This is a genomic window from Thioclava sp. F36-7, assembly GCF_002020075.1.
Classification (GTDB): Bacteria; Pseudomonadota; Alphaproteobacteria; order Rhodobacterales; family Rhodobacteraceae; genus Thioclava; species Thioclava sediminum.
The window spans coordinates 154,548-179,655 of the sequence record NZ_MPZR01000007.1; the positions used below are offsets into that span (position 1 = coordinate 154,548).

The 25,108-nt window shown below is 63.5% G+C and carries 29 protein-coding genes; 16 read left to right on the forward strand and 13 right to left on the reverse strand.

Features of this window, described 5'->3' with window-relative positions; genetic code table 11:
• The first annotated feature begins 1 nt into the window (after window position 1).
• Both BMI89_RS14345 and BMI89_RS14350 read left to right on the forward strand, forming a co-directional pair.
• A complete protein-coding gene (locus BMI89_RS14345; protein ID WP_078571463.1) occupies window positions 2-1,348 on the forward strand; it encodes an FkbM family methyltransferase in 1,347 nt (448 codons plus the stop codon).
• Window positions 1,345-3,201: a hypothetical protein gene (locus BMI89_RS14350; protein WP_078571465.1), complete on the forward strand. Its 1,857-nt coding sequence runs from the start codon at window positions 1,345-1,347 to the stop codon at window positions 3,199-3,201. Before BMI89_RS14345 ends, BMI89_RS14350 begins: the two co-directional genes overlap by 4 nt.
• Before the next feature lie 21 nt (window positions 3,202-3,222).
• On the opposite strand, the gene BMI89_RS14355 is transcribed toward BMI89_RS14350, so the two are convergent.
• Window positions 3,223-4,572: a FliI/YscN family ATPase gene (locus BMI89_RS14355; protein WP_210402164.1), complete on the reverse strand. Its 1,350-nt coding sequence runs from the start codon at window positions 4,570-4,572 to the stop codon at window positions 3,223-3,225.
• A gap of 86 nt (window positions 4,573-4,658) precedes the next feature.
• Here BMI89_RS14355 and BMI89_RS14360 point away from each other — a divergent pair, with 86 nt between their 5' ends.
• The 8 genes from BMI89_RS14360 to flhB are packed head-to-tail and all read left to right on the forward strand — an operon-like array spanning window position 4,659 to window position 10,895.
• A complete protein-coding gene (locus BMI89_RS14360; protein ID WP_210402165.1) occupies window positions 4,659-5,030 on the forward strand; it encodes a flagellar basal body protein in 372 nt (123 codons plus the stop codon).
• 21 nt (window positions 5,031-5,051) lie between these two features.
• Entirely contained in the window at window positions 5,052-5,462 is a 411-nt protein-coding gene (gene flgC, locus BMI89_RS14365; protein WP_078522122.1) for a flagellar basal body rod protein FlgC, read from the forward strand.
• Window positions 5,463-5,469: 7 nt separating this feature from the next.
• Complete coding sequence (locus BMI89_RS14370; RefSeq protein WP_078571470.1) at window positions 5,470-5,790, forward strand: flagellar hook-basal body complex protein FliE; 321 nt, start codon at window positions 5,470-5,472, stop codon at window positions 5,788-5,790.
• 16 nt (window positions 5,791-5,806) lie between these two features.
• Complete coding sequence (gene fliQ, locus BMI89_RS14375) at window positions 5,807-6,076, forward strand: flagellar biosynthesis protein FliQ (protein ID WP_078521954.1); 270 nt, start codon at window positions 5,807-5,809, stop codon at window positions 6,074-6,076.
• Complete coding sequence (locus BMI89_RS14380) at window positions 6,076-6,888, forward strand: transglycosylase SLT domain-containing protein (RefSeq protein ID WP_078571471.1); 813 nt, start codon at window positions 6,076-6,078, stop codon at window positions 6,886-6,888. Before fliQ ends, BMI89_RS14380 begins: the two co-directional genes overlap by 1 nt.
• Before the next feature lie 7 nt (window positions 6,889-6,895).
• The gene (flhA, locus tag BMI89_RS14385) at window positions 6,896-8,986 is read left to right on the forward strand and encodes a flagellar biosynthesis protein FlhA (protein ID WP_078571473.1); all 2,091 of its coding nucleotides are present in this window, start codon (window positions 6,896-6,898) and stop codon (window positions 8,984-8,986) included.
• A gap of 3 nt (window positions 8,987-8,989) precedes the next feature.
• The gene (locus tag BMI89_RS14390) at window positions 8,990-9,751 is read left to right on the forward strand and encodes a flagellar biosynthetic protein FliR (protein WP_246831646.1); all 762 of its coding nucleotides are present in this window, start codon (window positions 8,990-8,992) and stop codon (window positions 9,749-9,751) included.
• 10 nt (window positions 9,752-9,761) lie between these two features.
• Window positions 9,762-10,895 carry a flagellar biosynthesis protein FlhB gene (gene flhB / locus BMI89_RS14395; protein ID WP_246832039.1) on the forward strand — a complete coding sequence of 378 codons (1,134 nt, stop codon included), beginning with the start codon at window positions 9,762-9,764 and terminating at the stop codon, window positions 10,893-10,895.
• A 77-nt stretch (window positions 10,896-10,972) separates the two neighbouring features.
• Here the strand turns inward: flhB and BMI89_RS14400 are convergent, their stop codons facing one another.
• Genes BMI89_RS14400 through BMI89_RS14415 form a run of 4 tightly spaced genes read right to left on the reverse strand, consistent with a single transcriptional unit; the run spans window position 10,973 to window position 13,452 of the window.
• A complete protein-coding gene (locus BMI89_RS14400; RefSeq protein WP_078571476.1) occupies window positions 10,973-11,605 on the reverse strand; it encodes a hypothetical protein in 633 nt (210 codons plus the stop codon).
• Window positions 11,599-11,976, reverse strand: coding sequence for a hypothetical protein (locus BMI89_RS14405; protein ID WP_078571478.1), 378 nt, complete (start codon window positions 11,974-11,976; stop codon window positions 11,599-11,601). The genes BMI89_RS14400 and BMI89_RS14405 overlap by 7 nt, the downstream gene beginning before the upstream one ends.
• The gene (locus BMI89_RS14410) at window positions 11,960-12,913 is read right to left on the reverse strand and encodes a FliM/FliN family flagellar motor switch protein (RefSeq protein ID WP_078571479.1); all 954 of its coding nucleotides are present in this window, start codon (window positions 12,911-12,913) and stop codon (window positions 11,960-11,962) included. The genes BMI89_RS14405 and BMI89_RS14410 overlap by 17 nt, the downstream gene beginning before the upstream one ends.
• 2 nt (window positions 12,914-12,915) lie before the next feature.
• Window positions 12,916-13,452 carry a flagellar basal body-associated FliL family protein gene (locus tag BMI89_RS14415; protein WP_078571481.1) on the reverse strand — a complete coding sequence of 179 codons (537 nt, stop codon included), beginning with the start codon at window positions 13,450-13,452 and terminating at the stop codon, window positions 12,916-12,918.
• A 156-nt stretch (window positions 13,453-13,608) separates the two neighbouring features.
• Here BMI89_RS14415 and fliF point away from each other — a divergent pair, with 156 nt between their 5' ends.
• The 5 genes from fliF to BMI89_RS14440 all read left to right on the forward strand — a co-directional run bounded on the left by fliF (window position 13,609) and on the right by BMI89_RS14440 (window position 18,355).
• Entirely contained in the window at window positions 13,609-15,300 is a 1,692-nt protein-coding gene (fliF, locus tag BMI89_RS14420; protein WP_348638855.1) for a flagellar basal-body MS-ring/collar protein FliF, read from the forward strand.
• A gap of 1 nt (window position 15,301) precedes the next feature.
• A complete protein-coding gene (locus BMI89_RS14425) occupies window positions 15,302-15,952 on the forward strand; it encodes a FliH/SctL family protein (protein ID WP_078571483.1) in 651 nt (216 codons plus the stop codon).
• Window positions 15,953-16,354: a FliM/FliN family flagellar motor switch protein gene (locus tag BMI89_RS14430; RefSeq protein ID WP_078571485.1), complete on the forward strand. Its 402-nt coding sequence runs from the start codon at window positions 15,953-15,955 to the stop codon at window positions 16,352-16,354.
• 38 nt (window positions 16,355-16,392) lie between these two features.
• A complete protein-coding gene (gene fliP, locus BMI89_RS14435) occupies window positions 16,393-17,214 on the forward strand; it encodes a flagellar type III secretion system pore protein FliP (RefSeq protein ID WP_246832047.1) in 822 nt (273 codons plus the stop codon).
• Between the two features lie 124 nt (window positions 17,215-17,338).
• Window positions 17,339-18,355, forward strand: coding sequence for a flagellar motor switch protein FliG (locus BMI89_RS14440; RefSeq protein WP_078521974.1), 1,017 nt, complete (start codon window positions 17,339-17,341; stop codon window positions 18,353-18,355).
• A gap of 24 nt (window positions 18,356-18,379) precedes the next feature.
• Here BMI89_RS14440 and BMI89_RS14445 read toward each other — a convergent pair whose 3' ends face one another.
• The 7 genes from BMI89_RS14445 to BMI89_RS14475 all read right to left on the reverse strand — a co-directional run bounded on the left by BMI89_RS14445 (window position 18,380) and on the right by BMI89_RS14475 (window position 23,121).
• Window positions 18,380-19,210, reverse strand: coding sequence for a DUF1217 domain-containing protein (locus BMI89_RS14445; protein ID WP_078571488.1), 831 nt, complete (start codon window positions 19,208-19,210; stop codon window positions 18,380-18,382).
• A complete protein-coding gene (locus BMI89_RS14450; RefSeq protein WP_078571490.1) occupies window positions 19,204-19,638 on the reverse strand; it encodes a flagellar biosynthesis repressor FlbT in 435 nt (144 codons plus the stop codon). Before BMI89_RS14450 ends, BMI89_RS14445 begins: the two co-directional genes overlap by 7 nt.
• A gap of 13 nt (window positions 19,639-19,651) precedes the next feature.
• Window positions 19,652-20,053 (reverse strand): flagellar biosynthesis regulator FlaF, encoded by a 402-nt coding sequence (locus tag BMI89_RS14455; RefSeq protein ID WP_078571491.1) that lies wholly within the window; start codon window positions 20,051-20,053, stop codon window positions 19,652-19,654.
• A gap of 159 nt (window positions 20,054-20,212) precedes the next feature.
• Window positions 20,213-21,040 carry a flagellin gene (locus tag BMI89_RS14460; RefSeq protein ID WP_078571492.1) on the reverse strand — a complete coding sequence of 276 codons (828 nt, stop codon included), beginning with the start codon at window positions 21,038-21,040 and terminating at the stop codon, window positions 20,213-20,215.
• Between the two features lie 119 nt (window positions 21,041-21,159).
• The gene (locus tag BMI89_RS14465; protein ID WP_078571494.1) at window positions 21,160-21,654 is read right to left on the reverse strand and encodes a hypothetical protein; all 495 of its coding nucleotides are present in this window, start codon (window positions 21,652-21,654) and stop codon (window positions 21,160-21,162) included.
• Window positions 21,647-21,964 (reverse strand): rod-binding protein, encoded by a 318-nt coding sequence (locus BMI89_RS14470; RefSeq protein WP_078571495.1) that lies wholly within the window; start codon window positions 21,962-21,964, stop codon window positions 21,647-21,649. Before BMI89_RS14470 ends, BMI89_RS14465 begins: the two co-directional genes overlap by 8 nt.
• Complete coding sequence (locus BMI89_RS14475) at window positions 21,964-23,121, reverse strand: flagellar basal body P-ring protein FlgI (RefSeq protein WP_078571497.1); 1,158 nt, start codon at window positions 23,119-23,121, stop codon at window positions 21,964-21,966. Before BMI89_RS14475 ends, BMI89_RS14470 begins: the two co-directional genes overlap by 1 nt.
• 152 nt (window positions 23,122-23,273) lie before the next feature.
• On the opposite strand from BMI89_RS14475, the gene BMI89_RS14480 reads away from it, so the two are divergent.
• Window positions 23,274-24,026: a response regulator transcription factor gene (locus tag BMI89_RS14480; protein WP_078547203.1), complete on the forward strand. Its 753-nt coding sequence runs from the start codon at window positions 23,274-23,276 to the stop codon at window positions 24,024-24,026.
• 9 nt (window positions 24,027-24,035) lie between these two features.
• Here BMI89_RS14480 and BMI89_RS14485 read toward each other — a convergent pair whose 3' ends face one another.
• Window positions 24,036-25,103, reverse strand: coding sequence for a flagellin (locus BMI89_RS14485; protein WP_078571499.1), 1,068 nt, complete (start codon window positions 25,101-25,103; stop codon window positions 24,036-24,038).
• Window positions 25,104-25,108: the final 5 nt, after the last annotated feature.

Here is a 25,108-nt window from a genome sequence, read left to right on the forward strand (position 1 = left end):
CATGGATTGCGCCATCATCACCCCGATCGGCCCCGGCCACCGCGCGCTGTTCGAAGAGAGCTGTGCGCCTTCCGTCGAGACCGCGATCGGCTTTTCCAAGGGCCCGTTCGACCAGATCCATCACTACGCGATGGACGACACCCAAGGGCTGCACGGCCGATCTGCGCGCCGCAACGCCGCCATCCGGCAGGCACAGGAGGCAGGCATCGAGTGGATTTTCTTCCTCGATGCGGACGACGTGATGACCCCGAACGCCTTCGAGGCTTTCGGCGGGCGGCTTACCGAGGAGCCTGACCTCGACGCGCTCTGGGGTCTGATCTGCGAATTCGACGCGGCGGGCGAGCCGCAACTGCGCGACGGTCAACCGGCCGAGATTTCCGCCTACGCGGAGTTTCTCGCCACGCCCCCCTTCTTCGCGGTTCAGATCGGCGCCTTCATCCGCACCGAATTGGTCGCGCGCTTCGGCTTCGATGAAGCGATGGATACGGGCGAGGATTACAAGCTCTACCTGCAGCTCTGGCAGACCGGGAATTGCGCGAAACGCCCCGAGATCTTCTTCGTCAATCGCCGCGATCAACACTCCACCGGTCCGCGCTCTGCGACGGGGGCCGATTGGGCCCGACAAGTCGAACGGATGTGGGCCGACGCGGTCGAGCGCGATCCGGTCTGGGTGCAGCTCGAACATCGGGGCGTGGCTGCGAAGATGCAGATCACCAACCCGCTCGACATCATCCAGAACACTCATCTTCAGGGGCGGTTCTTCGAGGATAGCTCGCTCGAGAAGCTGCGCGATCTGATCGGCGTGGCGCACCCGCATATCGTCGAGGTCGGCGCGAATATCGGCAACCACGTCGTCTGGTATGCGCAACATCTGAGCCCGGCGCGGATCTATCCGGTGGAGCCGAACCCGGCCGCATTGACGCTTCTGGACGGCAATATCGCCGCGAACGGGATCGAAGACCTGATCGACCGGCGCGGAATGGGCTTCGGCGTCGGACGCGCGGAGGGCAGTTTCCACGCCGAGACGACGGAGGAAAACAACCTCGGGGCTACGACACTTGTCGCCGATGAGGCGGGCGAGTTGAAGGTCGTGACGCTGGACGCGCTGATGGCCGACGCCCGCGCCGATTTCCTCAAGATCGACGCCGAAGGGATGGAGCTCGATGTGCTCGCCGGGGCCGAGGCGCTGATCGCGCGCGACCGCCCGCTGATCTGGGTCGAGACCCGCCGCGACAATCTGCTTGCCTTCGCGCAGGAGTGGTGCCGCGCGCATGACTACGTGCTGATCGACAGCGTGTTCTACGTCCACTCGATCGACTACTTCGCCATTCCGAGGGAACGCGCATGACCCAGACAACCCTCTCGCGCAAGGACCGGCGCGCCCGGGCCGCGAAAGCCGCGAAGTATTACGGCATCGCTGATGGCGCCGCGGCACTGACGATGCACGAAGCCTATGAGGCGCTGGCTGCGGCCGACGGCCCGAAAGCCGCGCGACTGGCGCATGAGGTCTGCCAGACGCACCCGGCCAACCGCCACCCGTGGCTCGTGCTTGGCACCGTCGCGCTGGATCGCCGCGAGGCGGAGGCGGCGGCGCAGTTCTTCGACCGCGCGCTGCTGATTGCGCCCACCGATGCGATGGGTTTGGCGGGGCTAGGCAAAGCGCGGGTTTTGAAAGCCGACATCTTCGCGGCCATCGATCTGTTCGCGCAGGCGATCGAGCGTGGCAGCGAAGACGTTCCGATGGCTCGCCTTTATGCCGATCTGATGGGGCGGCTCGATCGCTCGACCACGGCCGGACGAAATCTGCGCAAAATGGCTCAGCGCGTGAAGACGGCCGAGATGTGGCTCATCACCGCCGATGCCTTTGCCACCGGCGAAAGCAACGCCGAGGCCGCACCCGCCTATGAGGAAGCCGCGCGTCTCGCCCCGCAGCCCCTTTCCCACCGGATCGGCCTGCTCAAAGCGAAACTTTTCCGACAGGACTATCAGGGTCTCATCGCCGGAGCTGACGCCCTGCTGTCCGAACTTGAGGAAACGAACGCGCATCGAGACGACGTCGTGACCCTGCGCATGGCCGCGCTGCGGGCGCTGGGTGACATCCCGCGCGCGCTCGAGACGCTCTCGCATCGCTTTCAGGATCCGGCCCAGTTTCAGCGTGCCCTCGGGTTTTCCGCCAATTGCCACCTCGACCGCGAGGAGTTCCATGAGGCGCATATTGCCTTCCGAGAGGCGCTGCATCTTGTCGATGGCGGCGGGCTCTGGGTGAAGCGCGCCTATGGCACTTTCCTGATGGGACAGGGCGATTTCGCTGGCGGCGCGCCTTACTACGCGGGACGCCAACCCGAGGCGAACCGCCGCCGTATTCCCTACGAGAACTCCGAACCCGATCGCCTCGCCGCGCGCGAGCGTCTCTTTCTGGTCGACGAGCAGGGGATCGGCGATCAACTGGCTCTGTTGCCGATCATCGACCGTGCCCCCCTACCCCCTGGGGCGACGGTGACTTTCGTGGGCGAGGCAAGGATGAAGCCGCTGATCGAGCGGTGCGGCCTTGGCGTCGATTTCGCGGAGACCACCGAGGTCGACAAGATGAACGTCGCGCCGGAAGAGATGATCTTCGTGGGCGATCTGGTGCGCTATCTCAGCGTCGAGGCGCTCGCGGAACAGCCGCTTGGCGGCTATTTGCGCGCGGATGCCGCGCGGGTCGAGGCGATCCGCGCCCGCTACCGCGAGATGGCGCAAGGCGGCCCGGTCGTTGGCATCGCCTGGCACAGCAACGACCCGATCACCGGCGCGCATCGCTCCCTCGCGCTCGAGACCCTGCTGACGGCGCTCCCCGAGGGTTCGCTGGTGGTGAACCTGCAATATGGCGACCGGGAAGCAGAGCTTGCACAGGCCGCCCGCACGCGCCCCGATCTGACGCTTTTCGACGATCCAGAGATCGACCAGCTCGCCGATCTCGACGGTTTCGCGGCGCAGATCATGGCGCTCGACCGGGTGGTGAGCATCGACAACACCACCGCCCATGTCTGCGGTGCGTTGGGGCATCCCGACAGCCATGTTCTGATCCCGAAAGGGGCGGCTTGCATGTGGTATTGGGGCCGTCACGGAAGCCCGGATCGCTGGTACGGCAATTTGCAGCTTCATCGCCAGACGCAGCTTGGCGACTGGAGCGGTCCGCTCTCTGAGATCGCCGCGCTTTAAGCGCCACTCAGGACCGAGGGCTTACGCGCCCTCGCCATTCCCCTCTTCGGGAAGCGGCACGTCGAAGCCCGCCTCCAGAAGCAGCCGATAGGTTTCTGCGAAGGCCCGCATCGATCCAAGCTGCTCCGCTTTTCGCTGCGAGAAGAACACCGTCGCGCTTTGGTGGAACCGGATCGCGGCATCCGTGTCGGGATCCGCGCCGGGGCGATAGGCGCCCACCCGGATCAGATCCTCCATATCGGCATATTTCCCGAGCGCGCGCCGGGCCGCCTGCATGATGCGATACTCGGCATCGGTGTGGCAGTCAGGCAGCATCCGCGAGATGCTTTTCTGCACGTTCACCGCCGGGTAGCGGTCCTGCTCGGCGATGTGGCGGTCGAGCACGATATGGCCGTCCACGATCCCGCGCACGGTGTCGGCGATGGGCTCGTTCATGTCGTCGCCATCCACCAGAACCGTGTAGAGCCCGGTGATGTCGCCCGCCCCTTCGACGCCGGGCCCGGCCCGTTCCAGAAGATGCGGCAGCTCCGCGAAGACGGTCGGCGGATAGCCCCGGGTGGTCGGCGGCTCGCCCCCGGAGAGACCGATCTCGCGCTGCGCCATTGCGAAGCGGGTAACGGAATCGATCAGCAGCAGCACTTGCTTGCCCTGATCGCGGAAATGCTCGGCCACCGCCGTCGCAGTCCAGGCCGCCTGACGGCGCAGCAAGGGCGGCTCGTCGCCCGTCGCCACCACGACGATCGCGCGGGCCATTCCCTCGGGGCCCAGATCGTTCTGGATGAAGTCCTGCACCTCGCGGCCGCGCTCGCCCACCAGCCCGATCACGATCACATCCGTGTCGGTATTGCGCGCAAGCATCGCCATCAGGGTCGATTTCCCGACGCCCGAGCCCGCGAAGACACCCATGCGCTGGCCGCGACAGATCGGGGTGAAGATGTCGAAGACTTTGATCTGCGTCTCCAGCTTCGCGCCGACCCGCTTGCGGTCGAAGGCGCGCGGCGGGGCGGCCTTGAGGTCGCGCGCCGTCTCGCCGGGAACCCAACTAGTGCCGCTGCGCACCGGACGACCCAGCGCATCCACGACCTGACCGATCCAGCTTTCATCGGGATGAATCAGATCGCCATGCTGATCGAGTTCGACTCGATCCCCCACCGAGACGCCATCCCAGCTGCCGAACGGCAGAACGCGGGTTCCGGCCTCGTTCAACCCGACCGCCTCGGCCAGCACTGGGCCGCGCCGACCGTGCACGATGCACCGCTGACCGATTCCCATCGCGCGTTCGAGTCCGACGACAGTCAGCGACAGGCCCGTGACCGAATGGACATGACCGACAATTCTTGCCTCATCGGCCTCATCAACCGCATAATTCAAGGAAGAAAAAATCGTATTCACAAGGATAAACCCTACCAATCCATTCTCATGCCGATATACTATCCATGAAAACGGAGCGATCCAACGTGAAACTTGATACGATATCCTTTTTTAACCTCGCATCGGATCGGATGCAGTGGCTTGCGGCCCGCCAGAAGGTGCTGGCCGAAAACATCGCCAATGCCGACACGCCGAATTATCGCGCGCGGGATGTGACCGACTTCCAGAGCTTCCTCGAGAAGAGCGACGCGAACCGCTCAACTGGCGGCCCGCTGCACGAAACCACGGTCGAAACCGTGGGTGGCAGCAGCGCGTGGGACAGCAGCCTCGACGGCAACGACGTGGCGCTGGAGCAGCAATCCGTGATGGCGAGCGAGAATGCCGATCAATACCGGCTGGCGGCGAACCTCTATCGCAAGGCCTATCAACTTCTCAATGCCGCCAGCGGCAAGGAATAACGAGCGGAGACGACCATGAGCATGGACCCTCTGAAATCAATCGGTGCGATCGCGGCAAGCGGGTTGCGGGCGCAAGGGGAGCGGCTGAAGGTCGTCTCCGAAAACGTGGCCAACGCGGATTCGACCGGCTCGACGCCGGGCGCGGATCCGTATCGCCGCAAGACCATCTCCTTCGGCGAGCTAGTCGATGACGCCTCGGGCGCCTCGATGGTCGATGTGACCGATGTCGGCCGCGACACGTCGGATTTCGTGCTGAAATACGACCCTGCCCATCCGGCGGCCAATGCCGAGGGCTTCGTGAAACTGCCGAACGTCAATCCGATCATCGAGATGAGCAACATGCGCGAAGCGGCGCGCAGCTACGAAGCCAACCTGAACATGCTCGAGACCGGCCGCCAGATGCGCCGCGAGATGATCGACCTCCTGAAATAGGTGAAGCATGAGCGATCCAGTCCTCTCCAATGCAGCGATCCGGGGTGCCTATGGCGCGTCGCGCAGCCTGAGCGGCGGCCCGGCCTCCGCACATGAAGCCAAATCTGCCGGGCAGAGCTTCGGCGACATGCTCAAAGGCGCCGCCGAAGAGGCGGTGCAGACGATGCGCGCGGCCGATACGACCGCGCAGGCAGGTCTGACCGGGCATGCAAGCACGCAGCAGGTTGTCGAGGCGACCATGGCGATGGAGTCCACCGTCAAGGTCACGGTGGCGATGCGCGACAAGCTGGTCGAGGCCTATCAGGAAATCATGCGGATGCCGATCTGAGGCAGGCGGGGGCGACATGGAAGAAGCCGATGTCTATGCGATCATGTCGGACACGATCTGGACGATTCTTATGGGGGCCGGCCCTATTCTTGCGCTCGCGCTGATCGTCGGGCTCGGCATCGCGATCTTTCAGGCGCTGACCCAGGTTCAGGAGATGACGCTGACCTTCGTGCCGAAGATTGTCGCGATCTTCGTCGGTCTCGTCCTCGCCCTGCCCTTCATCTACGCAACGCTGTCGCATCTGTCAGACACCGTCTTCGATCTCATCATGAACGGACCCGCGTGATGGCGCGGGCGAGGTGGTTTCGGGCCTTGGCGGCGCTTGCGATTGCGAGTCTCGCCGCCACCGCCCCCGCACGGGCCGAAGGCTGGGCGGGGTTCTACACCTCCAGCCGCCCCAGCGTGCCCGAGGCAACGACGCCCCTCCCCTCCACCTTCGGCAATGACCAGCAATGCCTGCGCCAGATTTTCGCGGCGCAGGACCGCTACGGCATCCCCGATAACCTGCTGCTCGCGATCGGCCTACAGGAGGCTGGGTTTCGCAACGAAGGACGCCTGACCGTCTGGCCGTGGAGCGTGAACGCTGCGGGTGAGGGCCGAATCTTCGACAGCCGTGAGGCGGCGATGGCGTGGGTTCACCAGAAGCAGGCCGCGGGGGTCACCTCGATCGATACAGGCTGCATGCAGGTGAACCGCAAGTGGCACCCGGACGCGTTCGACTCGCTGGCCCAGTCCTTCGATCCGGCGGCGAATGTGGATTATGCCGCGCGGTTTCTGGTCGATCTGCACCGGCGGACGGGGAATTGGTGGATTGCTGCGGGCTCGTATCACTCCTTCACGCCAGAGGCGCGCCAGACCTACCTGACCGCGCTCAAGCGCAATCTCGCGGTCGCGCAGAAACGCGGCGACTATTTCGTCCAACTCGCCGGGGCCGTCCCCGTGGATGCGCCCGCGCCGAGCCCCTCGCCGCGCCCTGCGCGCCGGAAACTTCCCGTCTTCTGGTCGGCCGACCTGACGGCGGATCAGGACATGCGGCTGTCGATCTATTCGACCAATGACCTGCAACCCGTGCTTCCCAATTTCACGCGAACGAATTGAGCGACGGATGAGCCAAAATCAGACCAGTTTCGGCAAGAACCTCGTAGGGCTTGGTATCAAGAACCGCGATATCGGCTTCGCGATTGGCGTGACGCTGATCCTCGGGATGCTGTTCGTCCCGCTGCCACCGATCATCCTCGATTTCGGCCTCGCGATTTCGCTATCACTGTCGGTGCTGATCCTGATGGTGGCCTTGTGGATCCCGAAGCCGCTGGAGTTCAACTCCTTCCCGACGCTGCTGCTGGTCGTCACGATGCTGCGGCTTTCGCTCAACATCTCCTCGACGCGGCTCATTCTCAGCCAGGGTCATACCGGCCCCGGCGCGGCGGGCGGCGTCATCGAAGGGTTCTCGCGCTTTATCGTCGGCGGGGATTTCGTGATCGGGATCGTGATCTTCGCGATCCTCGTGGTGATCAACTTCGTCGTCATCACCAAGGGTTCGACCCGGATCGCCGAGGTCTCCGCGCGGTTCTCGCTCGATGCGATGCCGGGCAAGCAGATGGCAATCGACGCCGATCTCGGCGCGGGGCTGATCGACGAGGTGGAGGCCAAGCGCCGCCGCAAGGAGCTGGAAGACGAGAGCGGCTTCTTCGGCGCGATGGACGGTGCGTCGAAATTCGTGCGCGGCGACGCGGTGGCGGGGATCATCATCACGCTGATCAATGTCGTGGGCGGGATTCTGATCGGCGTCGTCCAGCACGGGCTGAGCGTCTCTCAGGCGGCGGGCAACTACACCGTGTTGACGATCGGCGACGGGCTCGTGACGCAGATCCCGGCGCTGGTGGTCTCGCTGGCGGCGGGCCTGATCGTCACGAAAGGCGGCACCGAGGGCGCAGCCAACGAGGCGGTGCTGGGGCAGCTTTCGAACTTCCCCAAGGCGCTCTACATGGCGGCGGTGCTGCTGTTCGGGATCGGCCTGCTGCCCGGCTTCCCGATCGTGGTGTTTTTCGCGCTGGCCGGGCTGCTCGCCGGGCTGGGCTACGTGATGCAGGAGCAGGCCGCACTGCGCGCCAGCGACGCGGCGGCAGCGGAAGCCCGCGCGGCGCAAATGGAAGAGACCTCGGCCGAGACGACGCAACAGCAACTCAAGCTCGACGAGCTGCGCCTCAGCCTCGGCGCGGGGCTGGTGCCGCTGATCTCGAGCATGGATGCCGCCCTGCCCGGCAAGGTCAAAAGCCTGCGCAATCTCTTCATGAAGGATTACGGCTTCGTCCTGCCCTCGGTGCGCATCAAGGACGACCCGATGCTGCCGACGAACAGCTATTCGATCCTCGTGCAGGGCGTCGAAGCGGCGAAAGGCGAGCTGCGCCCCAACCTCGTGATGGTGATCGACCCGTCCGGCGATCAGGTGAAGCTGCCCGGCGAGCGGATCAAGGAGCCCACCTTCGGGCTGAGCGCGGTCTGGATCGACCCGGCGCGCGCCTCCGAGGCCGAACAGCAGGGCCATACGGTCGTCGACCCCGAGAGCGTGATCACCACCCACCTCACCGAGATCATCAAGGAGCATATGTCCGAACTGCTCACCTATGGCGCGGTGAAGAAGCTTCTGGCCGAGCTGGACCGCGACTACCAGAAACTCGCGAGCGATATTTCCAACTCCGCGCCGGAAATCCTGCTGCAACAGGTGCTGCAATCGCTGCTGGCCGAGCGAATCTCGATCCGCAACCTGCCGCTGATCATCGAGGCGGTGGCCGAAGCCGCGCCGTCGAGCACCAACCCCGCCGTAATCACCGAGCGGGTCCGCGCCCGCCTTGCGAACCAGATCTGCCGCGCGCTGGCGGATGGTTCGGGCTTCGTGCCGGTGCTGACCATGTCGGGCGCGTGGGAGCATGAATTCGGCGAGGCCGTGAAGATCAACGGCAAGGACCGGACCTTCCTGATGTCGCCGCAGCGCGTGCAGGAATTCGTTTTGGAGGCCCGTCAGGAAATCCAGCGCCACGCGGCACGCGACGAATGGCCCGCGCTGATGGTCGCACCGGAAGTGCGTGGATATGTCCGCTCGATGCTCGAACGCGTGAGCCCGATGACGCAGGTGATCTCGCATAACGAGGTGCACCGGAAGGCCGCGATGAAGACGGTCGGGACGATCGGGGCCTGAGGGGTGAGCGGGCTGAGCGCATTTCTCGACGGGCAGCTCTTCGGCTATCTCATCGTCTTCGCGCGGCTGGGCAGCGCGCTGATGTTCATGCCGGGCTTTGGCGAGATGCAGGTGCCGACCCGCAGCCGTCTGGCGATGGCGGTGGTGTTCAGCCTCGCGCTTTATCCCGCCACGCCGGTGATGCCGATGCAGCCCGACAATCTCGTGACCTTCGCGATCTACCTTGGCCTCGAGGTGACCACGGGCCTCTGGATCGGGCTGACGGCGCGGGTGCTGTTCAGCGCGCTGCAATTCGCGGGCCATCAGGCCGGACAGGTCTCGGGCCTCGCCAATGCTTTCGCACCGAGCCTCGGATCGTTCGAGGGCTCCACCATGATCGCGAGCTTCCTGCTGATCTCCGGCGTTGCGCTGATCTTCGTCACAAATACGCATCACATCATCATCCGCGCGCTGCTCTATTCCTACGACGTTTTCCCGCCGGGCACGCTTCTGCTGGGCGACATGGCGAAGCAGATCGTCAAAGCCGCATCTGCCAGCCTCTATATCGGGGCGGCGATCGCGGCCCCATTCTTCGTCATGGGGCTGATCTTCAATCTCGGGATGGGTCTTGCGAACCGGATGATGCCCGCTCTGCCGGTCTTCTTCGTCGCAGCGCCCGCGCTGATCGCGTCGGGCCTGCTGATCCTCGCGGCGGCCTCCCCCAGCATGCTGCATGTCTTCCTCGGCCAGTTCACCGACTGGCTCGGCACTTTCGTCATACCCTAAGGAGCGCGCCGTGGCCGAAGGCGACGAACAGGAAAAATCCTCGAAGACCGAAGAGCCGACAGACAAGCGGCTGAAATCGGCGCGCGAGAAAGGCGACGTGCCCTCCTCGCGCGAGACCGGCAACATGATGTCGGTCTTCTCGCTGCTGCTCATCGTGGTGTTCGTCCTTCCGGTTGTCGCGGGCCGCGCAATGACGTCGCTCGGTCAGGTCTTCTCCGGCGCGGGTCAGGTGAAGATCGGCCAGGGGTCGGCAGGCGCGCGCGATATCGGCGACATCCTCAGCCTGCTTTTCGGCGAGATCGCCGGTTGGGCCGCCCCGATCTTCGGCGTGATGCTTCTGGCCGCGCTGTTCGGCGTGTTGATCCAGGGCGAGACCGTGGTCTCGTCCGAACGCATGAAGCCGAAACTGTCGAAGCTCTCGCCGCTCGCAGGGCTCAAAAAGATGTTCTCGCCCGGCGCGCTGGTCGAGTTCGCGAAGAGCATCACCAAGGTTCTGGTCATCGGCGCGCTCGCGCTCTGGGTCGCCAAACGCGCGGTCACCGGAATCTGGCAGGGCGAGAATTTCCTGCCCGAGCATATCCCCAGCTACGCGGCCCATTGGGCAAGCTGGCTGCTGAGCGCGGCGATGGTGTTTCTCGTGCCGATCACCATCGGCGATATCATCTGGAAGCGGTTCGAGTGGCGGCGAAAACTGCGCATGTCGCTCAAGGAAATCCGTGACGAGATGAAGGATTCCGAGGGCGATCCGCAGATCAAGGGCCGCCGCGCGGAGATCGCGCGCCAGCGGGCCCGGCAGCGTATGGCGCAGGCGGTGCCGACCGCGAGCGTGATCGTGACGAACCCGACGCATTACGCCGTGGCACTGAAATACGAGCAGGGCAGCGACGCCGCCCCTGTTTGCGTCGCCAAAGGGGCCGATGCCGTGGCCGCGCGCATCCGCCAGATCGCACGAGAGAACGAGGTGCCGATCGTCGAGAACAAGCCACTCGCCCGCACGCTTCACGCCACGATCGACGTGGACGACACGGTGCCGATCGAGCATTGGCAGGCGGTCGCGGAGATCATCGGCTACGTCATGGACCTGCGCCGCAACATCCGGCGCGCGCCGCCGAAGGGCTCGGTGCTGCGGGTCGACGAAGACTAAAAAAGGGGGCTGCGCGCCCCCTTTCCCCAATCAGCAACAACTGCGCCGCGCGGCACGGACCATGCCCCCCGCGCGGTTCAGTTGAGCTTGACATTGACCAGCTTCTGGTCGCCCGGCAGCTTCGAGCGTTCGAGAATGATCTTGGAGACCGCTCGCGCGCGCACCGGGTTCATCTCGGCCATGATCGGGGCGACGTCGCGCTCCTTCATCGTGGCCAGCACCATGACCGTCACCTCGATATCGAGATCGTTCATGATCGACGCCGCCGCCGCGGGCTTCATGTTCTTGTAGATCGACACGAGGCGATCGACGTCTGCGGTATGCGATTTGCCGACTTGGTCGAGCAGCTTGGTCACCTTGTCCTTCAACTCGGTCAGATGCTGGGACTGGGTGTCGAGACCCTGCTTGGCAAGCTCGATCTCGGCGCTGCGGGCGTCGAGTTTCTTCTTCTGCTCGGCGAGGAGGTCGCGTTCCTGCCGCACGGACATCAACAGCTCTTCCGGCGTCGGCCCGCAGCCGCCGGTCGCATCGGCGGAGGCATCGCTCGCCGGCGTCGCGGCAGCATCCTTCTCCGCCCCGCTTGCGAGCGCGGCCTGCAACAGCGCATCCGGAAACGGGATCATGTCGGAGGGAAGGCTGGTCGCGAGTTTCGCGCCGCCAGAGAGCAGCAATACGCCCACGAGAACCTGAAGGGGGCGGTTCTTTACCATTGGCCCTGCGCCTCCCGGCGCACGCGGGTCTGCTCGAAGAAGCTTTTGACCAGTTCGGCCTTGCCGGTCACACGGGTCAGCCCCATCGGCGCTTTCGGCGCGGCACGGCGCGAGTTGAAGGTCAGGGCGGGCGCGGCCTCTTGCGAGGGTGCCGGTTCGGGCGCGGGCGCTTTCTGCGCCTCGGCCACGGCGTCCTTCATCTCCTCGACGGAGAGTTGCGACTTGTCCACGGCCGCGGAGAAGGCCGCGACGAGCGGCTCCATCTCTTCGAGAACGAGCATGAGCTTCTTCACCCGCCGCGTGATCACCACGCCATAGGCCATCAGCCCGACAAGAGACACGAGAATAATCGCGTTAATCAGCATCGACATCATTGCTCCACTCGTCCTTTCCCATGAGGTTCGCGGTCACTTTCAGTGCCATCGACCCGTTTTGCTTCTTGCCCATCTCGCCTTCGAGAACCGGGCTCCCGGCACAGAGCAACAGGACCGGATGGCTGTCGTCGATCCCGAGATCGAGCGTGTCGCCGACTTTCCAGTCCAGAATCTCGCGCATCGGCACCACCAGCTCGTGCAGCTGCGCGGTAAGCGCCACCGAAGACCCTTCGATCTTCTGTTTCAGCTGCGTGCGCCACGAGCTGTCCGCCCCGAGCCGATCCCCGAAGAAGATCTTGGTGAGCAACGGGCGCACCGGTTCCAGCGTCGAGTAAGGCAGGATCAGGTGGACCTCGCCGTGGTAGCCTTCGAGGCTGACCTTGAGCGGCACGCGGACCGTGGGGCTGTTGGGCTGGGCGATATTGGCGAATTGCGGATTGCTCTCCATCCGGTCGACCTGGAAAGAGACCTCACAAATCTGCCGGAAGCCCACCGCCATATCGTCAAGGATACGTTCGGCGACCTGCTCGCCCATCCGGCGCTCGATCGTGGTGAAGCCGTGCTTGGCATCCTTCGCCCGACCCGACGGCTGTCCGCCCAGCATCAGTTCGAGCGCGGAAAACAGGAAGACCGGATCCTGCGAAAGGATGAATTGGTCATCCCAGGGATCGGCCTGCGCGACCGCGATCAAACCATGTTTGGGCAGACTTTTCATCGCGTCGGCAAAGGGCAGGTATTCGACCTCGCCCAGCGTCACGTCCAGCACCGAGCCGGTCAGAGATTTGAGCGAGCTGGAGAAGGACAGAACGAAGCGCTCGAAGATCACGTCCAGCATCGGCAGACGCTCGTAATTGAGCATCGACATGCGGATGATCTCGTCTTCGACCTCTGCCGTTGTCGTGGCCGCCATCGCCATGTCCGCCTGCTCCGCCATCGTCACTGCACCACCAGATCGCTGATGAGAATTTCGCTCGGCGTGTCATTGCCCACGACCGCGCGGGCGCGCTTGAGCAGTTCCGCCTTGAGCTTGATGAGGCCGATGCTGCCGCGCAGGTCCTCGACCGTCATCTGACGCAGGAACCCGGTGAAGGTGTCGCGGATGAAGGGCTTCTTCTCGGCCATCTTGGCCTCGGCATCCGGCGATTCGGGATAGACCAGCGCGAGGTGAATCTTGAGGTAGCGCGCGGCGGGCGTGCCGTCGGCGGTCGTCTCGGTGATGTTCACCACGATGTCGTCGAAATCCAGCAGCGCATCCGCGCCAGCTGCGCCCGAGGCGCCATGCCCGGCCGGCTCTGCAGCGCTTCCCCCGGTGAGCGCCGAGACGCCGCCGAAGGCCACGAAGCCACCGCAGAACATGGCCACGACCGCGAGCGCGACCGCGGCCATCACGAGACGCTTATGGTCGCGCAAGGTCCGCCAGCGCGTTTCGGGCACCTCGGCAACCTCTTCTTCATCAATGGCCGCATCAATCATCGGCTATCGCGCCTCTCTTCGTCGAATTTAAAGATAAAACCCGATCCTCACTGGATATCGTGAAGTATATACATCCGCACTTTACTTGCAATACAAAGATAGAATAGCTTCTACAGGATCGATTAAGAATAACTGGTGTTCGCCGTGCAGCAATTCTTGCAGAACCTTCAATCCTTGGGACGGCGCAAGCTCCTGATGCTTGGGGCTGTCGGTGTCGTCAGCGTTCTCGCGCTGGTCTTCGGTCTCTCGGTCGTGACGGCCCCGAGCTACAAGCTGCTCTACAGCCAGCTTTCGCCCTCCAGCGCCGCCGGAATCGTCGACACGCTCGAACAGGCAGGGTTCAAGACGCAGCTTTCCGCAGACGGTAGCTCGGTGTCGGTGCCCGAAGGGGATATTGCCCGCGCCCGCATGGCATTGGCCGAGAAGAACCTGCCCGTGGATGGCGAACCCGGCTGGGAGCTGTTCGACAATGCGAGCGGCTTCGGCATGAACACTTTCATGCAGCATGTGAACCGGCTGCGCGCGATGGAGGGCGAGCTGGCGCGCTCGATCCAGACCATCGACGGGGTGCGCAGCGCCCGCGTCCATCTGGTTCTGCCCGAGCGCGAAGCCTTCTCGCGCACCAGCCCCGATCCGAGTGCTAGCGTCATCGTCCGCGCCGCTTCTTCTCGCGGGATCAGCCGCAAGGAGGCACTGGCGATTCGCAACCTGATTGCGGCGGCAGTTCCCAATCTCGACGGCAACCGGGTGACCGTGCTCTCGGCTAGCGGCGAGACGATCCTCGCGGAGAATTCCGACGCGGCCGGGCAAGCGACGCTGCAGTCGAACAAGGCGGCGACCGAAGACCGGATGGCGCGCTCGATCGAGCAGATCCTGACGGCGCGTGTCGGTGCGGGCAACGCCCGCGTGCAGGTCAATGTCGATCTGTCCAACCAGCGCGAAGTCGTGGTGCAGCAAAGCTTCGATCCCGATCAGCAGGTCGTCCGCTCCACCCAGAACAATGCCGAGCAGCAGAAGGGCGTGCAGAACGGCGATTCCGGTGTGAACACCGGCAACAACATCCCCGGCGCGCTTGGCGGTCCCGGCGCGAGCAGCACGACCGACAGCCGCAGCAAGAACGGCGAGTCGGTGCAATACGAGATCGGCAACACCCGGCGCGAGACCACGACCGAAGCCGGTGCGGTGCAACGCGTCTCGGTCGCCGTGCTGGTGAACGGAATCTACAACGTGCAGGACGACGGGTCGCTGAAATACGAACAGCGCTCGCCGGAAGAAATCGCCCGCCTCACCGCGCTGGTGAAATCGGCGATCGGCTATGACCAGAACCGCGGCGATACCGTCTCCGTCGATAGCCTGCGCTTCATCGATTACTCGATGGAGGTCGGCGGCCCGGTTGGCCCGACGCTGATGCAGCGCCTGTCGAACAATATCGTCTCGATCCTGCGCTGGGTCTTCGCCCTGCTGATCGTGGTCGCGGTGCTTGTCTTCGGTCTGCGCCCCCTGCTGAACCGGGCCGACCGCGAACGCGCGCGGCTGAGCGAGGTGCCCGGCGCCGGGGCGCTCGCAGCCCCCGAGGGCGAGGCGGAAGCAGCGGCGCCGGCGAGCAACAACCTGCCCGCCGCGCCCGTCAACGCCGTAGCACCCCGCACGCAGGAGGCCGCCGAGCCCGCAGCCCCCGTCCAACGCGCGGAGCGCTACGACCCCGCCGGGGATGATGAGCTGATCACCAATTTCGCGATCAGCGGTGCGATCCTGAAGCGCAAGGTCTCCGCGATCCAGAAGATCGCCGAAGACGAACCGCAAGAGGCCCTCAAGGTCCTGCGCGGCTGGCTATTGAACGAGGCGTGAGATGACGGTTTTCCAGCGCGATTTCGATGAAGAGATGCAGGCGGAAGATGCCCGCCGCGCCGCCGAACGGCTGAAAGTGTTTACCCAGGCCGATCTCGATGCGGCAGCGGCGGCTGCGCGCGCCGAAGGCTTCGAAGCGGGCCGTGAGCAGGGGCGCAATGAGGCCACCGCCGAGATCATGGCCTCGCTCGAGGCGCGCCAGACCGAGGCTTTGGAGAAATTCGCCCCCGAGATCGCGACGCTTCTGGGCAATCAACTGGCCCATCAGGCCGCGCTGGAGCGGCACCTTTGCGGCTTCGCGCTGCGCGTTTGCGAGAAGGTCTTCCCCGAATTCATCGCGAGCTGCTCGACCGCGCGGGTCGAGACGCAGATTCGGCGGGCGATGGAGATCGCGCTGCGCAAACCGAGTCTCACGATCCGCCTCTCCCCCGCCAATCTCGCGGGGCTGACACCGGTGATCGAGGCCAGCGCCGGGCCGAACAGCCCCGCGCTGAACATCGTCGCGGACCCGGCGCTTGCCGATGGCGACATCCATGCCGACTGGGATGACGGCGTGATGGATTACAGCTTCGAGACGGTCTGCCGCAGCATCCTCATCGCTCTGCGCCAGACCGTCTCGCCCCAAGCCACACCAATCAGGAAAGCCGTGTAAATGTCCGACAACGATACGCCCGAATCCACGCAACCGCCTGAGACGCCGGAAACCGAAGCGCAGCCGACGCAGGACGAAGCCCGCGCTGTGGCGGCGGAGAGCTTGCTGCACAGCCTCGCCAGCAAGCAGGCCGCGAGCGACGGTGACGGTCAGAACGTCAACGCGATGCTCAATGTCGGACTCTCGGTTCAGATCGTGCTGGGTCAGAGCCGCATCCCGATCTCGCAGCTTCTCAACCTGAGCCGCGGCTCGGTCATCGAGTTGGAGAAGAAGATCGGCGAGCCGGTGGACGTGGTGATCAATGACCGGCTCGTCGCGCGCGGCGATCTGGTGAAGGTGGGCGAGAACCGCCTCGGCGTCACCCTGACCGAGATCGTCAAAGACTACGTCCCGACACGATGACCACCCTCGCGAAGCGTTCCTTGACAGTGAAGGCCGGCCTGCCGCTCTTCGTCCTGACCCTCGCCGCGTCGCTCGCCTTCAGCGGCAGGGCCGAGGCGCAGGAGGCGGGCGGCTTGCTTGGCGATCTGGCGCAGGGGCTCAACAACGCCGCCCCGGGCAGCGACGCCGCCGCCAGCCTGAGCGGGCGGATCATCCAGCTGATCGCGCTGATGACCGTGCTGAGCATCGCGCCGGGCGTCCTCGTCGTCATGACCAGCTTCACCCGCTTCGTGATCGTCTTCTCGATGCTCCGCTCCGCTCTGGGGCTGAACCAGACGCCACCGAACATGGTGCTGAGCGCGATGGCGCTGTTCATGACCTTCTTCGTGATGCAGCCGGTCTTCGACGATGCCTGGACCGGCGGGCTGCGGCCGCTTCTGAACAACACGGTGACCGAGGAACAAGCGATCGTGCGGATCGGCGCGCCGTTCAAGGCCTTCATGTTCGCCAATACGCGTCCCAAGGATCTGAAGCTCTTCGCCGATCTCGTCCGCGACAACGAAGCAGGGCAAAACGCCGAACCCGCGTCGGAGACACCCGCGCCTGCCACGGCGGAGGAGGCGAGCTGGCGCACCCTCGTCCCCGCCTTCATGATCTCCGAACTGCGGCGTGCCTTCACCATCGGCTTCCTGATCTACCTGCCCTTCATCGCGATCGACCTCATCGTCGCCTCGGTGCTGATGAGTGCCGGCATGATGATGTTGCCGCCGGTGATGATCTCGCTGCCCTTCAAGGTGATCTTCTTCGTGCTGATCGACGGCTGGTACATGCTCGCAGGCAGCATGATGCAATCTTATGTTGCCTATGGCGGGGGCGGCTAAGCCTTCGCGTCTCCCCTATCCTTAGAAAACACCTCACTACGAAGAATAGCGTGCCATCCTGATTGAGAATACAAGGATAGACTGCTATTCTTGCCGAGACCTCAGAACAGATCGAGCGCCGACGATGAAAACCTCCCGGGATTACAAGAAACTGCGCGGCCCCGAGAAGGCGGCGATCCTTTTCCTCTGCCTTGGGGAGAAGCATGGCGCCGGGTTGATGCAGAGGCTCGACGATTACGACATCCACTCGATCACCCACGCGATCTCGTCTCTGGGCACGATTCCCGCCGATGTCGTGGAAGAGGTGATGAGCGAGTTCATGGAAACCGCAGGCGATGGCGGCGGTATCGTCGGGTCGATGGAAATGGCGCAAAGCATGCTCAAGGGGTTCCTGCCCGAGGATCGTGTGAGCGACATCATGCAGGAGATCCAGGGCCCGCTGGTGGGTCGCAATATCTGGGAGAACTTCTCTGCGCTCAACGAACAGGTCATCGCCAATTACCTCAAAGAAGAGCACGATCAGACGGTCGCGGCGATCCTGAGCAAGGTGAAGCCCGAGGTGGCCTCGAAGGTGCTGCCGCTTTTGGGCGAGGAGCGCATGATGGAGGTGCTGGAGCGGATGATCGGCATCGACACCGTGCCGCGCTACGTCTTCCAGAATATCGAGGAGACGCTGCAGAAAGAGTTCATGAGCTCGGCGACGCGCAACACCGGGCCGGACCCGCAGCAGCGCATGGCCGATCTCTTCAACAAGCTCGACAGCAAGCTGTTCGACGACATCACTCAGCGTCTGGAGAAGCGCATCCCGGATGCCTTCGGCGCGATCAAGGCGAAGATGTTCACCTTCGACGATCTGTGCAAGCTCGACCAGCAGAGCCTCGTCAAAGTCATGCGTGGGGTCGAAGGGCAAACGCTTCCGCTCGCCTTGCGCGGCGCCAAGAAAGAGGTGCGCGATTACTTCCTGAGCGCCCTGCCTGCCCGCTCGCGCGACATGCTGAACGAGGAAATGACTGCGATGGGCCCGGTGCGCGGGCGCGAAGTGCAAGAGGCGCAATCCGCGCTGGTGGACTATGCGCTGGAGCTGTCGCGCGATGACGAGATCCGCATCCCGCTCGACGATGACGACGTGATTATCGACTGAGGTCAGCCGCGATCCAAGGCAGGCTTACCGGTAGCGCGAGGCCGAGAAGGTCGCGATCGCGGTCAGATCGAAGGTCGCGGGCACGAACTGGCCCGAGCCGCCCTGAACTGCACCTTGCATCAGCGTCACCGCAGCATTCCCCGCCGCCCCGCCGGTCGAGAAATTGTTCGCATCGGACACGGCGACGAAATGAGAGATCAGATTGTCGACCTCTTTCGGGTCCTTGAGCTTCGCGATGTCGAACTTGTCCTCGAAGATCTGTTTCTGCCGCTCGACATCGAGCTTCACGACGTCATTGGGGATACCCAATGCCGTGCGCATGAACTGCGCGGTATCCTTGTCTTTCAGGACCGAATACCACGTTTTGACGCCATCGAGCTTCTGACGGAATTCGAGCACGGACCCGACGGTCGCGTTCTGCTCGCCTTCGCCATTGATGAACTGCTGGCTGACATATTGATCGACGATCTTGTCCTGCCACGCGGTCGAGGAGGTATTGGTATTCGCCGTACCGCCATTGGTGAACCCGAGCGCATCGTAGAGCTTGCGGAATCGCGGATCGGTGAGCTTGTTCACCAGCGAGGTCTTGTCGGCGGAATCGCTCGACAGGATTTCGCGCATCATCGCCTTGCCGAACATCTGGTCTTCCAGATCGAAGGCTTTCATGATGAAACTATAGGCGTCGTAATTGTCCACCAGATCGGCTGCGGTATGGATATCCGCGATATTCTCGCGGAAACGGCTGATCGCGCGGGCATGTTGCGGCTCTTTCGCCAGCTGATCGAGCTGCTTGGATTGAGTCCGGTCGATCAGGTTCAGCGCGAGGCGGCTGCTCATTCCCGAAATCGTCAGCATTCTTCCCCCTCCAGCGCCACCGCCGGGCTCGCATCTCCGGAGAGGCGCGCGAACAGTTCCTCTTCGCGGGCCATGACCGGGCGCAGCGCGCTCAACGCCTTGTAGTAATCGCCCTGCGAGACCCAGTTCGCGGCCTCGAAGACGCCGCCGACCACGGGGGCACTGAAAATCGTGGCAAGATCGGCGAGCTTTTCTTGAATGACCGGCACCAGCGTGTCGCGCGTATCGGCGCGGATCAGCGCGGTCTGGATCAGGAAATAGGCCTGCTTCACCGGGGTCGGCTCGCAGTTTTCATCCAGCAAATCTTCGGCCCGGATCACGTCGGCGGTGTTCTCGATCTGAAGCGTCTGGCGACGGTTGGCATTTCGGATCACGCATCCATTGACCACGATCCGCTCGTTCGGTTTCAACGTCAGTCGTAATGCCATGACCCGCGCCCCTTTATTCCGCAGCCACCGGCGCGCCAGCGTCGCCGCTGAGCCCACGGATGATGTTGCGATTTACCTCGACGAGGGGCGCGACCGTGCCGCCGCCGCCCATCACGACCTGCGTCTCCCGCTCGACCCAGAGCGCGAGAGAAATCAGCGCCGCTTTCAGCTCGGCGGGAAACTGGTTCGCCGGCTCCGCGAGGTCATCACGCAGCGCGGTCCAGATGCGCTCGTTCTCCCAGAGCGCGGTGCGCAGACCCTGCGCGAGGATTGCCCCCCGCCCGGCCTTCGGCGCGCCGTCATAGTCGACCAGATAGGCCTCCAGCTCGCCGGTGACGCGGGACAGGATGCGACGCTCGATCTGCCTCGGAGACTCGGTTTCGGAAATGGTTCGCTTATACGCGGCGACGCTCATGCAAGCTCTCCTCTCTATATTCTTTTGTTCTCTTTGCCCGAACTTAGCACGACGCGGTTAAAGGCGTTTTTAAACTTTGCCGGAAAAGACAACCCAAGCGCGACAAAAGAAAAGGCCCCGTACTGCACGGGGCCTTTCCATTCAGTTCATCGCCACGATTTAGCGGAACAGGCTCAGAAGGTTCTGAGGGCCCTGGTTCGCGATCGAGAGCGACTGCGTCGCGAGCTGCTGCTGGACCTGGTAGGACTGCAGGCGAGCCGCCTCCTTCTCCATGTCCGCATCGACCATGTTGCCGACACCGGTGTCGAGCTTGTCGGTCAGCTTGCCGAGGAAGTCCTGCTGGGATTCCAGCGACTTCTCCGCCACGCCGAGCGAGGTCGCATTGTCGATGGCCGTCGAGAGAGCGCTTTGGGCGCTCGTCAGCGCGCTGGTCAGAACCGACGCCGAACCGCTCGTGATATCGATCCCGCTCAGCGTCGCCTGAAGCGTAGAGAGATCGACCGCCTGGAAGGTCATCGACGTGGTCGCGAAGGAACCGCTTGCGCGGCTGATCCCGGTGACGACCGTCACGTTGGCCGAACCGTCGACGAGGCTATCGCCGTTGAAGGTCGCCTGGCTGATCGTGGTGCCGATCTGATCGACGATGCTGCGGAGTTCCTTCTGGACCGCAGCATGATCCACCGCGTCGCCCTGGGCGAACGAAACACGCTCGACGAACTGCTGGGCGAGATCCTTCACCGACTCTGCGCCAAGACGCGCGGTCGAAACCGAGTTCTTGGTCAGCGTCAGACCTTCGTTGATCGACTTGTACATGCCGCTGTCGCTGTTCATCGATTCCGAGATCGAGAAATATGCGGCATTGTCTTTCGCCGAGTTGATCTTCTTGCCGGTCGAAATGCGGTTCTGCGTGTCTTCGAGACCCTTGTTGACCCCACGGAGGGTCGCAAGAGCATTCATCGCGGAGGTATTGGTAAGAATGGACGACATTTCTAGTCACTCCTCATTCTGAAAGATATTTGTTTTCGTCTTCTGACAGAAAAACGGCGCGAGCCGTGGAGAGGAATTTTGGACCGAAGATTAAGCGCAGGTTAAAGAATACAGGAAACCTAGAATTCCCTATCGATATGCATCTGCGGCCCGTCCTGCCCTGTGACCGGTTTGCCACTCTTTCCATAGAGACCGTCGAGACTGTGCCGGTTTCGGATCTTCTCGATCTCGCGCACGATCTCGCGGGTCGCTTCGGACATCCGCGACAGCAGAACGCTATTGTCCTGCACGGCGGTCTTCAGTTGGCGGAGCTTTTCGCGAAGCGCGGGCGCAGCATCCTCAGACGCTTCCAGGAAGGGTTCGATCACGGGTATCTTCAACTCGATCCGCTTCAGCAGGTCCGCCTTGCGATCATAAAGCTCGGTGACGCGATCCAGATGCCCCGCCTCGACCGCCGCGATTTCATCACGCAACAGATCGAGCGTCGCATCGATATTCGCCTCGAAAGCGGCGAGGTTGGCGTCGTCCTCGTCGGTCAGAACGGGGCCTTCGGCGGAAATCTCGCGCCGGGCCTGCATCCGTTTGCGAAAACGCGACGGGGTCTCATCAGCCATGGTCTTCTCCGTTCGAGTTGTAGGCGCCGATCATGCGCTCGACGCTCTGCGCGATCCCGGTCCGGCCGGAGGCGGCGATCTCGTCGGCGATGCCGCGTGCGAGGAAGGATTTCCACATCTCCTCGGCGTGGCCGCCATCCAGCCCACCCATCTTCACGGTCTTCATCATCTCGCCCACGGCCTGCTGCAGGAAGGTCGCCTCGAAATTCTTGGCGATCTCCTTCGCGTCCTGCGTCTTCGCACCGGATGAGGCAGGCGCCTTGAGCGACGCCGCCGAGAGCGACGCCTTCGACGGATCGAGCGGGTTCATCAGATGATCTCCAGATCGGCATGAAGCGCGCCGGCGGCCTTGATCGCCTGCAGGATCGAGATCGTCTGCCGGGCGCCGACGCCAATCGCATTGAGGCCGTCCACGAGGTCCTGAAGGCTGACATCGCCCCCTTGGAGCACGCTGAACTGGGTGTTTCTCTCTTCGACCTGCACATCCGTTTCGGGCACCACGACCGTCTCCCCGATGGAGATCGGCTTCGGCTGGCTGACCGCATAGCTTTCCTTGACCTTCACGGTCAGGCCACCCTGACTGATCGCGACCTGATCGATCCGTACATTCGAACCGATCACAATGGTCCCGGATTTCTCGTCGACCACCACCTTGGCAACGGAGTCGGGCGTGACGGGCAGGTTTTCGATCATCGCCAGCAGCTCCGGCACGCCGTATTTGCCCTTCGCCTGCACCTCGATGGTGGAGGGGTCGAGCATCTGCGCGGTGTTGTGGCCGAGCTTGTCATTGATCACGCCCGCCACCCGCGAGGCGGTCGTGAAATCGGGCTCGCGGAGGGACAGGCGCACGGAACTCATCGAGTTCAATTCGAATGCGATTTCTTTCTCGACGATGGCGCCGTTCTCCATCCGCGCGACGGTCGGCACGCCGTCCACGATGCTCGCCGCATTGCCTTTCGCGCTATAGCCCGCAACCGAGATCGGCCCCTGCCCTACGGCATAGATCTCGCCATCGGCCCCGACGAGCGGCGTCACGATCAGCGTGCCGCCGCGCAGGCTGTCCGCATTGCCGAGCGAGGAGATCGTCACGTCGATCGTCGAACCGCGGCGGGCGAAGGGCGGCAGTTTTGCCGTCACCATTACCGCGGCCGTGTTCTTCGTCTTGATCGCATCGCCGGAGAGGTTGCCGACCCCGAGCCGTTCGAGCATCCCCTCGATCGACTTCTTGGTGAAGGGGCTGCCGTTGAGGGTGTCGCCGGTCCCGTTCAGACCGACCACGAGACCGTAGCCCACGAGCTGGTTCTCACGCACGCCCTCGAAACTGGCGATATCCTTGATGCGAACCTGCGCGGCGGCCGGGAGCGCGCAGAGCGTCCCTGCAATGACGGAGAGCGCGACGAGCGCCCCACGAACCCCGGCGCGAGAAAACGACGCCCGATTACCTTTTCGGCGCAAAGAAGCAAGCATAGTTTCCTCACATCACCAGCACATTCCGCCAAATTAAAGCAAAACATAAATAGTGTCCAATATAAATCAGTACTATTCTTGACTAATCCTTTGTGGCAACTTAGCGTGATCTTGCCGCTTGTGCGAGAAACTTGCCCGGGATGGAGGCCTGCATGAATATTTACGTCTTTGAGCCTCGCGATGGCCGCGTTCGCGGCCTGCTCAGCGAGCTGGAGAGCGTTGGGCTGCAACCCGTCCTCGTCCCCGCATCCTTCTTCGCGTCCGATCTCAGTACGCTGAACCAGAAGGGCGTCGACACGCGGGCGATCCTGATCGGCGACTGCCCGGAAGTGACTGACTACATCCGGGCCATCCGTAGCTGCGGCTGCCGCAACCCGGTTCTGGTAATGCGCGACTTCAAGAACTCGCGCGATGCCTCGGAAGCACTCGATGCCGGGGCCGACGACGTCATGGTGAGCCCGATCAAGGGGATCGAAGCGCTGTCGCGGATCAACTCGATCATCCGCCGCTCCTACGGCCACGCCGCCGAGAGCATCAGCGTCGGCGAGATCACCGCCTTCTTCGACGGGCGCGATCCGCTGGTCTCCGGCGCGCGGCTGAAGCTGTCGAACCGTGAGCACGCGATCTTCCAGCATCTGGCGCTGAACGCGAACAAGGTGATTGCGAAAGGCGCGATCTATGACGCGGTCTACGGGATGAGCGACGACCAGCCCTTCGACAAGGTCATCGACGTCTATATCTGCAAGCTGCGCAAGAAGATCGCCGATGCGGCCGATAGCGGCCACCAATATATCGAGACGGTCTACGGTCGTGGCTACAAGTTCAGTGAGCTGGAAAGCACGAGAGATGTGAAGCTCGCAGCGTATGAGCAAACCGACGCGCGGGGCACGGTAGCCGCGCGATAAACGCGCGGCTCAGAGATAATTCAGGATCGACAGCTTCGACATCTGCGCGGCTACGCTGTAGCTCGCGCTGAGTTGCGTCTGGAGCGCGGTCATCCGGGTCGCGGCCTCATAGGGATCGACCGAGACGTAATCCGACAGGCGGCTATTCAGTACCGAATCCATCGATTGCTGCTGCGTCAGCTTGATGTCGAGCCGCTTCTGCTTCGCACCCAGCGCGGTCTCGGAGTTGCGCAGCCCTTCGACGCCATCGCTCAGCGCTTTGACGCCGGCGGCTATCCAGCTTTTATATGCGTCCGGATCCTTGATCTTCGACACGTCGGTCGAGGCGAACAGCGCAAGCCCCTTGATCAGGTTGCGGAACTCGGGATCGTCCGCTTGCATCCCGTAATCGAGCGTCTCGCCATCTCCGATCAGCGCCGTTTTGCGCGGCGTCCCGGCTGTCGCGTCCCCCTGGAAGAAGGTCGAGCTGTAGCGTTTGGCCGGATCGGCATTGGTGTCGTCGAATACGCTGTCGATCTGCGACAGCATCGCCGCGGCCTGGGTCGCATCCGCGGGGCCGCTGCCCACGACCCCCGACAGGACGTCCCCCGCCGAGAGACCCGTCGCACCGTTCGTCGCGTCATAGCCCCGCAGCGCGGGCTTGTCCGAAGCTACCCCGGAGAACAGATGCTCTCCGTCGAGCGAGACATTCAGGCTCGTCATGATGGTGTCGAGGGCGGCGCGCGCGCTTTGCTGCAGGGTCGCCGCCGAAGCGCTGGGGCGCTCGAGGTTCCCGACCGCGAGCCCGAGCACATCCTGCGCGGCCCCGCGCGCCGTCGACGCGCTGGATGCGATCATATCCAGCTTGCTCCCGAGGAGCTTGTTCGAGGTAATGAAATGCGAATTGGTCGTCGCGCGATCTTCCAGCGCGAGCACGAAGGCCGATTTCGCCCCCATATCCGCGTAGACATCGGATTTGCGCCCGGTCGCGACCTCGTCGCTCGTCCGTTGCAACTCGGCCGTGGTGCGATCGACCGATCGCCGTGAGATCACGCTCATCTGTAGGGTCGACAGCGAATTCCGGATTAGGGGGATCATCGTTC

Coding starts and splice junctions, on each gene's coding strand:
- BMI89_RS14445 (WP_078571488.1), bottom strand. CDS start 19,210: ATGCTGACGATTTCGGGAATGAGCAGCCGCCTCGCGCTGAACCTGATC.
- BMI89_RS14440 (WP_078521974.1), top strand. CDS start 17,339: ATGAAAACCTCCCGGGATTACAAGAAACTGCGCGGCCCCGAGAAGGCG.
- BMI89_RS14485 (WP_078571499.1), bottom strand. CDS start 25,103: ATGATCCCCCTAATCCGGAATTCGCTGTCGACCCTACAGATGAGCGTG.
- BMI89_RS14405 (WP_078571478.1), bottom strand. CDS start 11,976: ATGTCGATGCTGATTAACGCGATTATTCTCGTGTCTCTTGTCGGGCTG.
- BMI89_RS14465 (WP_078571494.1), bottom strand. CDS start 21,654: ATGGCTGATGAGACCCCGTCGCGTTTTCGCAAACGGATGCAGGCCCGG.
- BMI89_RS14345 (WP_078571463.1), top strand. CDS start 2: ATGGATTGCGCCATCATCACCCCGATCGGCCCCGGCCACCGCGCGCTG.
- BMI89_RS14475 (WP_078571497.1), bottom strand. CDS start 23,121: ATGCTTGCTTCTTTGCGCCGAAAAGGTAATCGGGCGTCGTTTTCTCGC.
- BMI89_RS14350 (WP_078571465.1), top strand. CDS start 1,345: ATGACCCAGACAACCCTCTCGCGCAAGGACCGGCGCGCCCGGGCCGCG.
- BMI89_RS14425 (WP_078571483.1), top strand. CDS start 15,302: ATGACGGTTTTCCAGCGCGATTTCGATGAAGAGATGCAGGCGGAAGAT.
- BMI89_RS14450 (WP_078571490.1), bottom strand. CDS start 19,638: ATGGCATTACGACTGACGTTGAAACCGAACGAGCGGATCGTGGTCAAT.
- BMI89_RS14380 (WP_078571471.1), top strand. CDS start 6,076: ATGGCGCGGGCGAGGTGGTTTCGGGCCTTGGCGGCGCTTGCGATTGCG.
- BMI89_RS14400 (WP_078571476.1), bottom strand. CDS start 11,605: ATGGTAAAGAACCGCCCCCTTCAGGTTCTCGTGGGCGTATTGCTGCTC.
- BMI89_RS14460 (WP_078571492.1), bottom strand. CDS start 21,040: ATGTCGTCCATTCTTACCAATACCTCCGCGATGAATGCTCTTGCGACC.
- fliQ (WP_078521954.1), top strand. CDS start 5,807: ATGGAAGAAGCCGATGTCTATGCGATCATGTCGGACACGATCTGGACG.
- BMI89_RS14410 (WP_078571479.1), bottom strand. CDS start 12,913: ATGGCGGAGCAGGCGGACATGGCGATGGCGGCCACGACAACGGCAGAG.
- BMI89_RS14415 (WP_078571481.1), bottom strand. CDS start 13,452: ATGATTGATGCGGCCATTGATGAAGAAGAGGTTGCCGAGGTGCCCGAA.
- flgC (WP_078522122.1), top strand. CDS start 5,052: ATGGACCCTCTGAAATCAATCGGTGCGATCGCGGCAAGCGGGTTGCGG.
- BMI89_RS14470 (WP_078571495.1), bottom strand. CDS start 21,964: ATGAACCCGCTCGATCCGTCGAAGGCGTCGCTCTCGGCGGCGTCGCTC.
- BMI89_RS14430 (WP_078571485.1), top strand. CDS start 15,953: ATGTCCGACAACGATACGCCCGAATCCACGCAACCGCCTGAGACGCCG.
- BMI89_RS14370 (WP_078571470.1), top strand. CDS start 5,470: ATGAGCGATCCAGTCCTCTCCAATGCAGCGATCCGGGGTGCCTATGGC.
- BMI89_RS14480 (WP_078547203.1), top strand. CDS start 23,274: ATGAATATTTACGTCTTTGAGCCTCGCGATGGCCGCGTTCGCGGCCTG.
- flhA (WP_078571473.1), top strand. CDS start 6,896: ATGAGCCAAAATCAGACCAGTTTCGGCAAGAACCTCGTAGGGCTTGGT.
- BMI89_RS14455 (WP_078571491.1), bottom strand. CDS start 20,053: ATGAGCGTCGCCGCGTATAAGCGAACCATTTCCGAAACCGAGTCTCCG.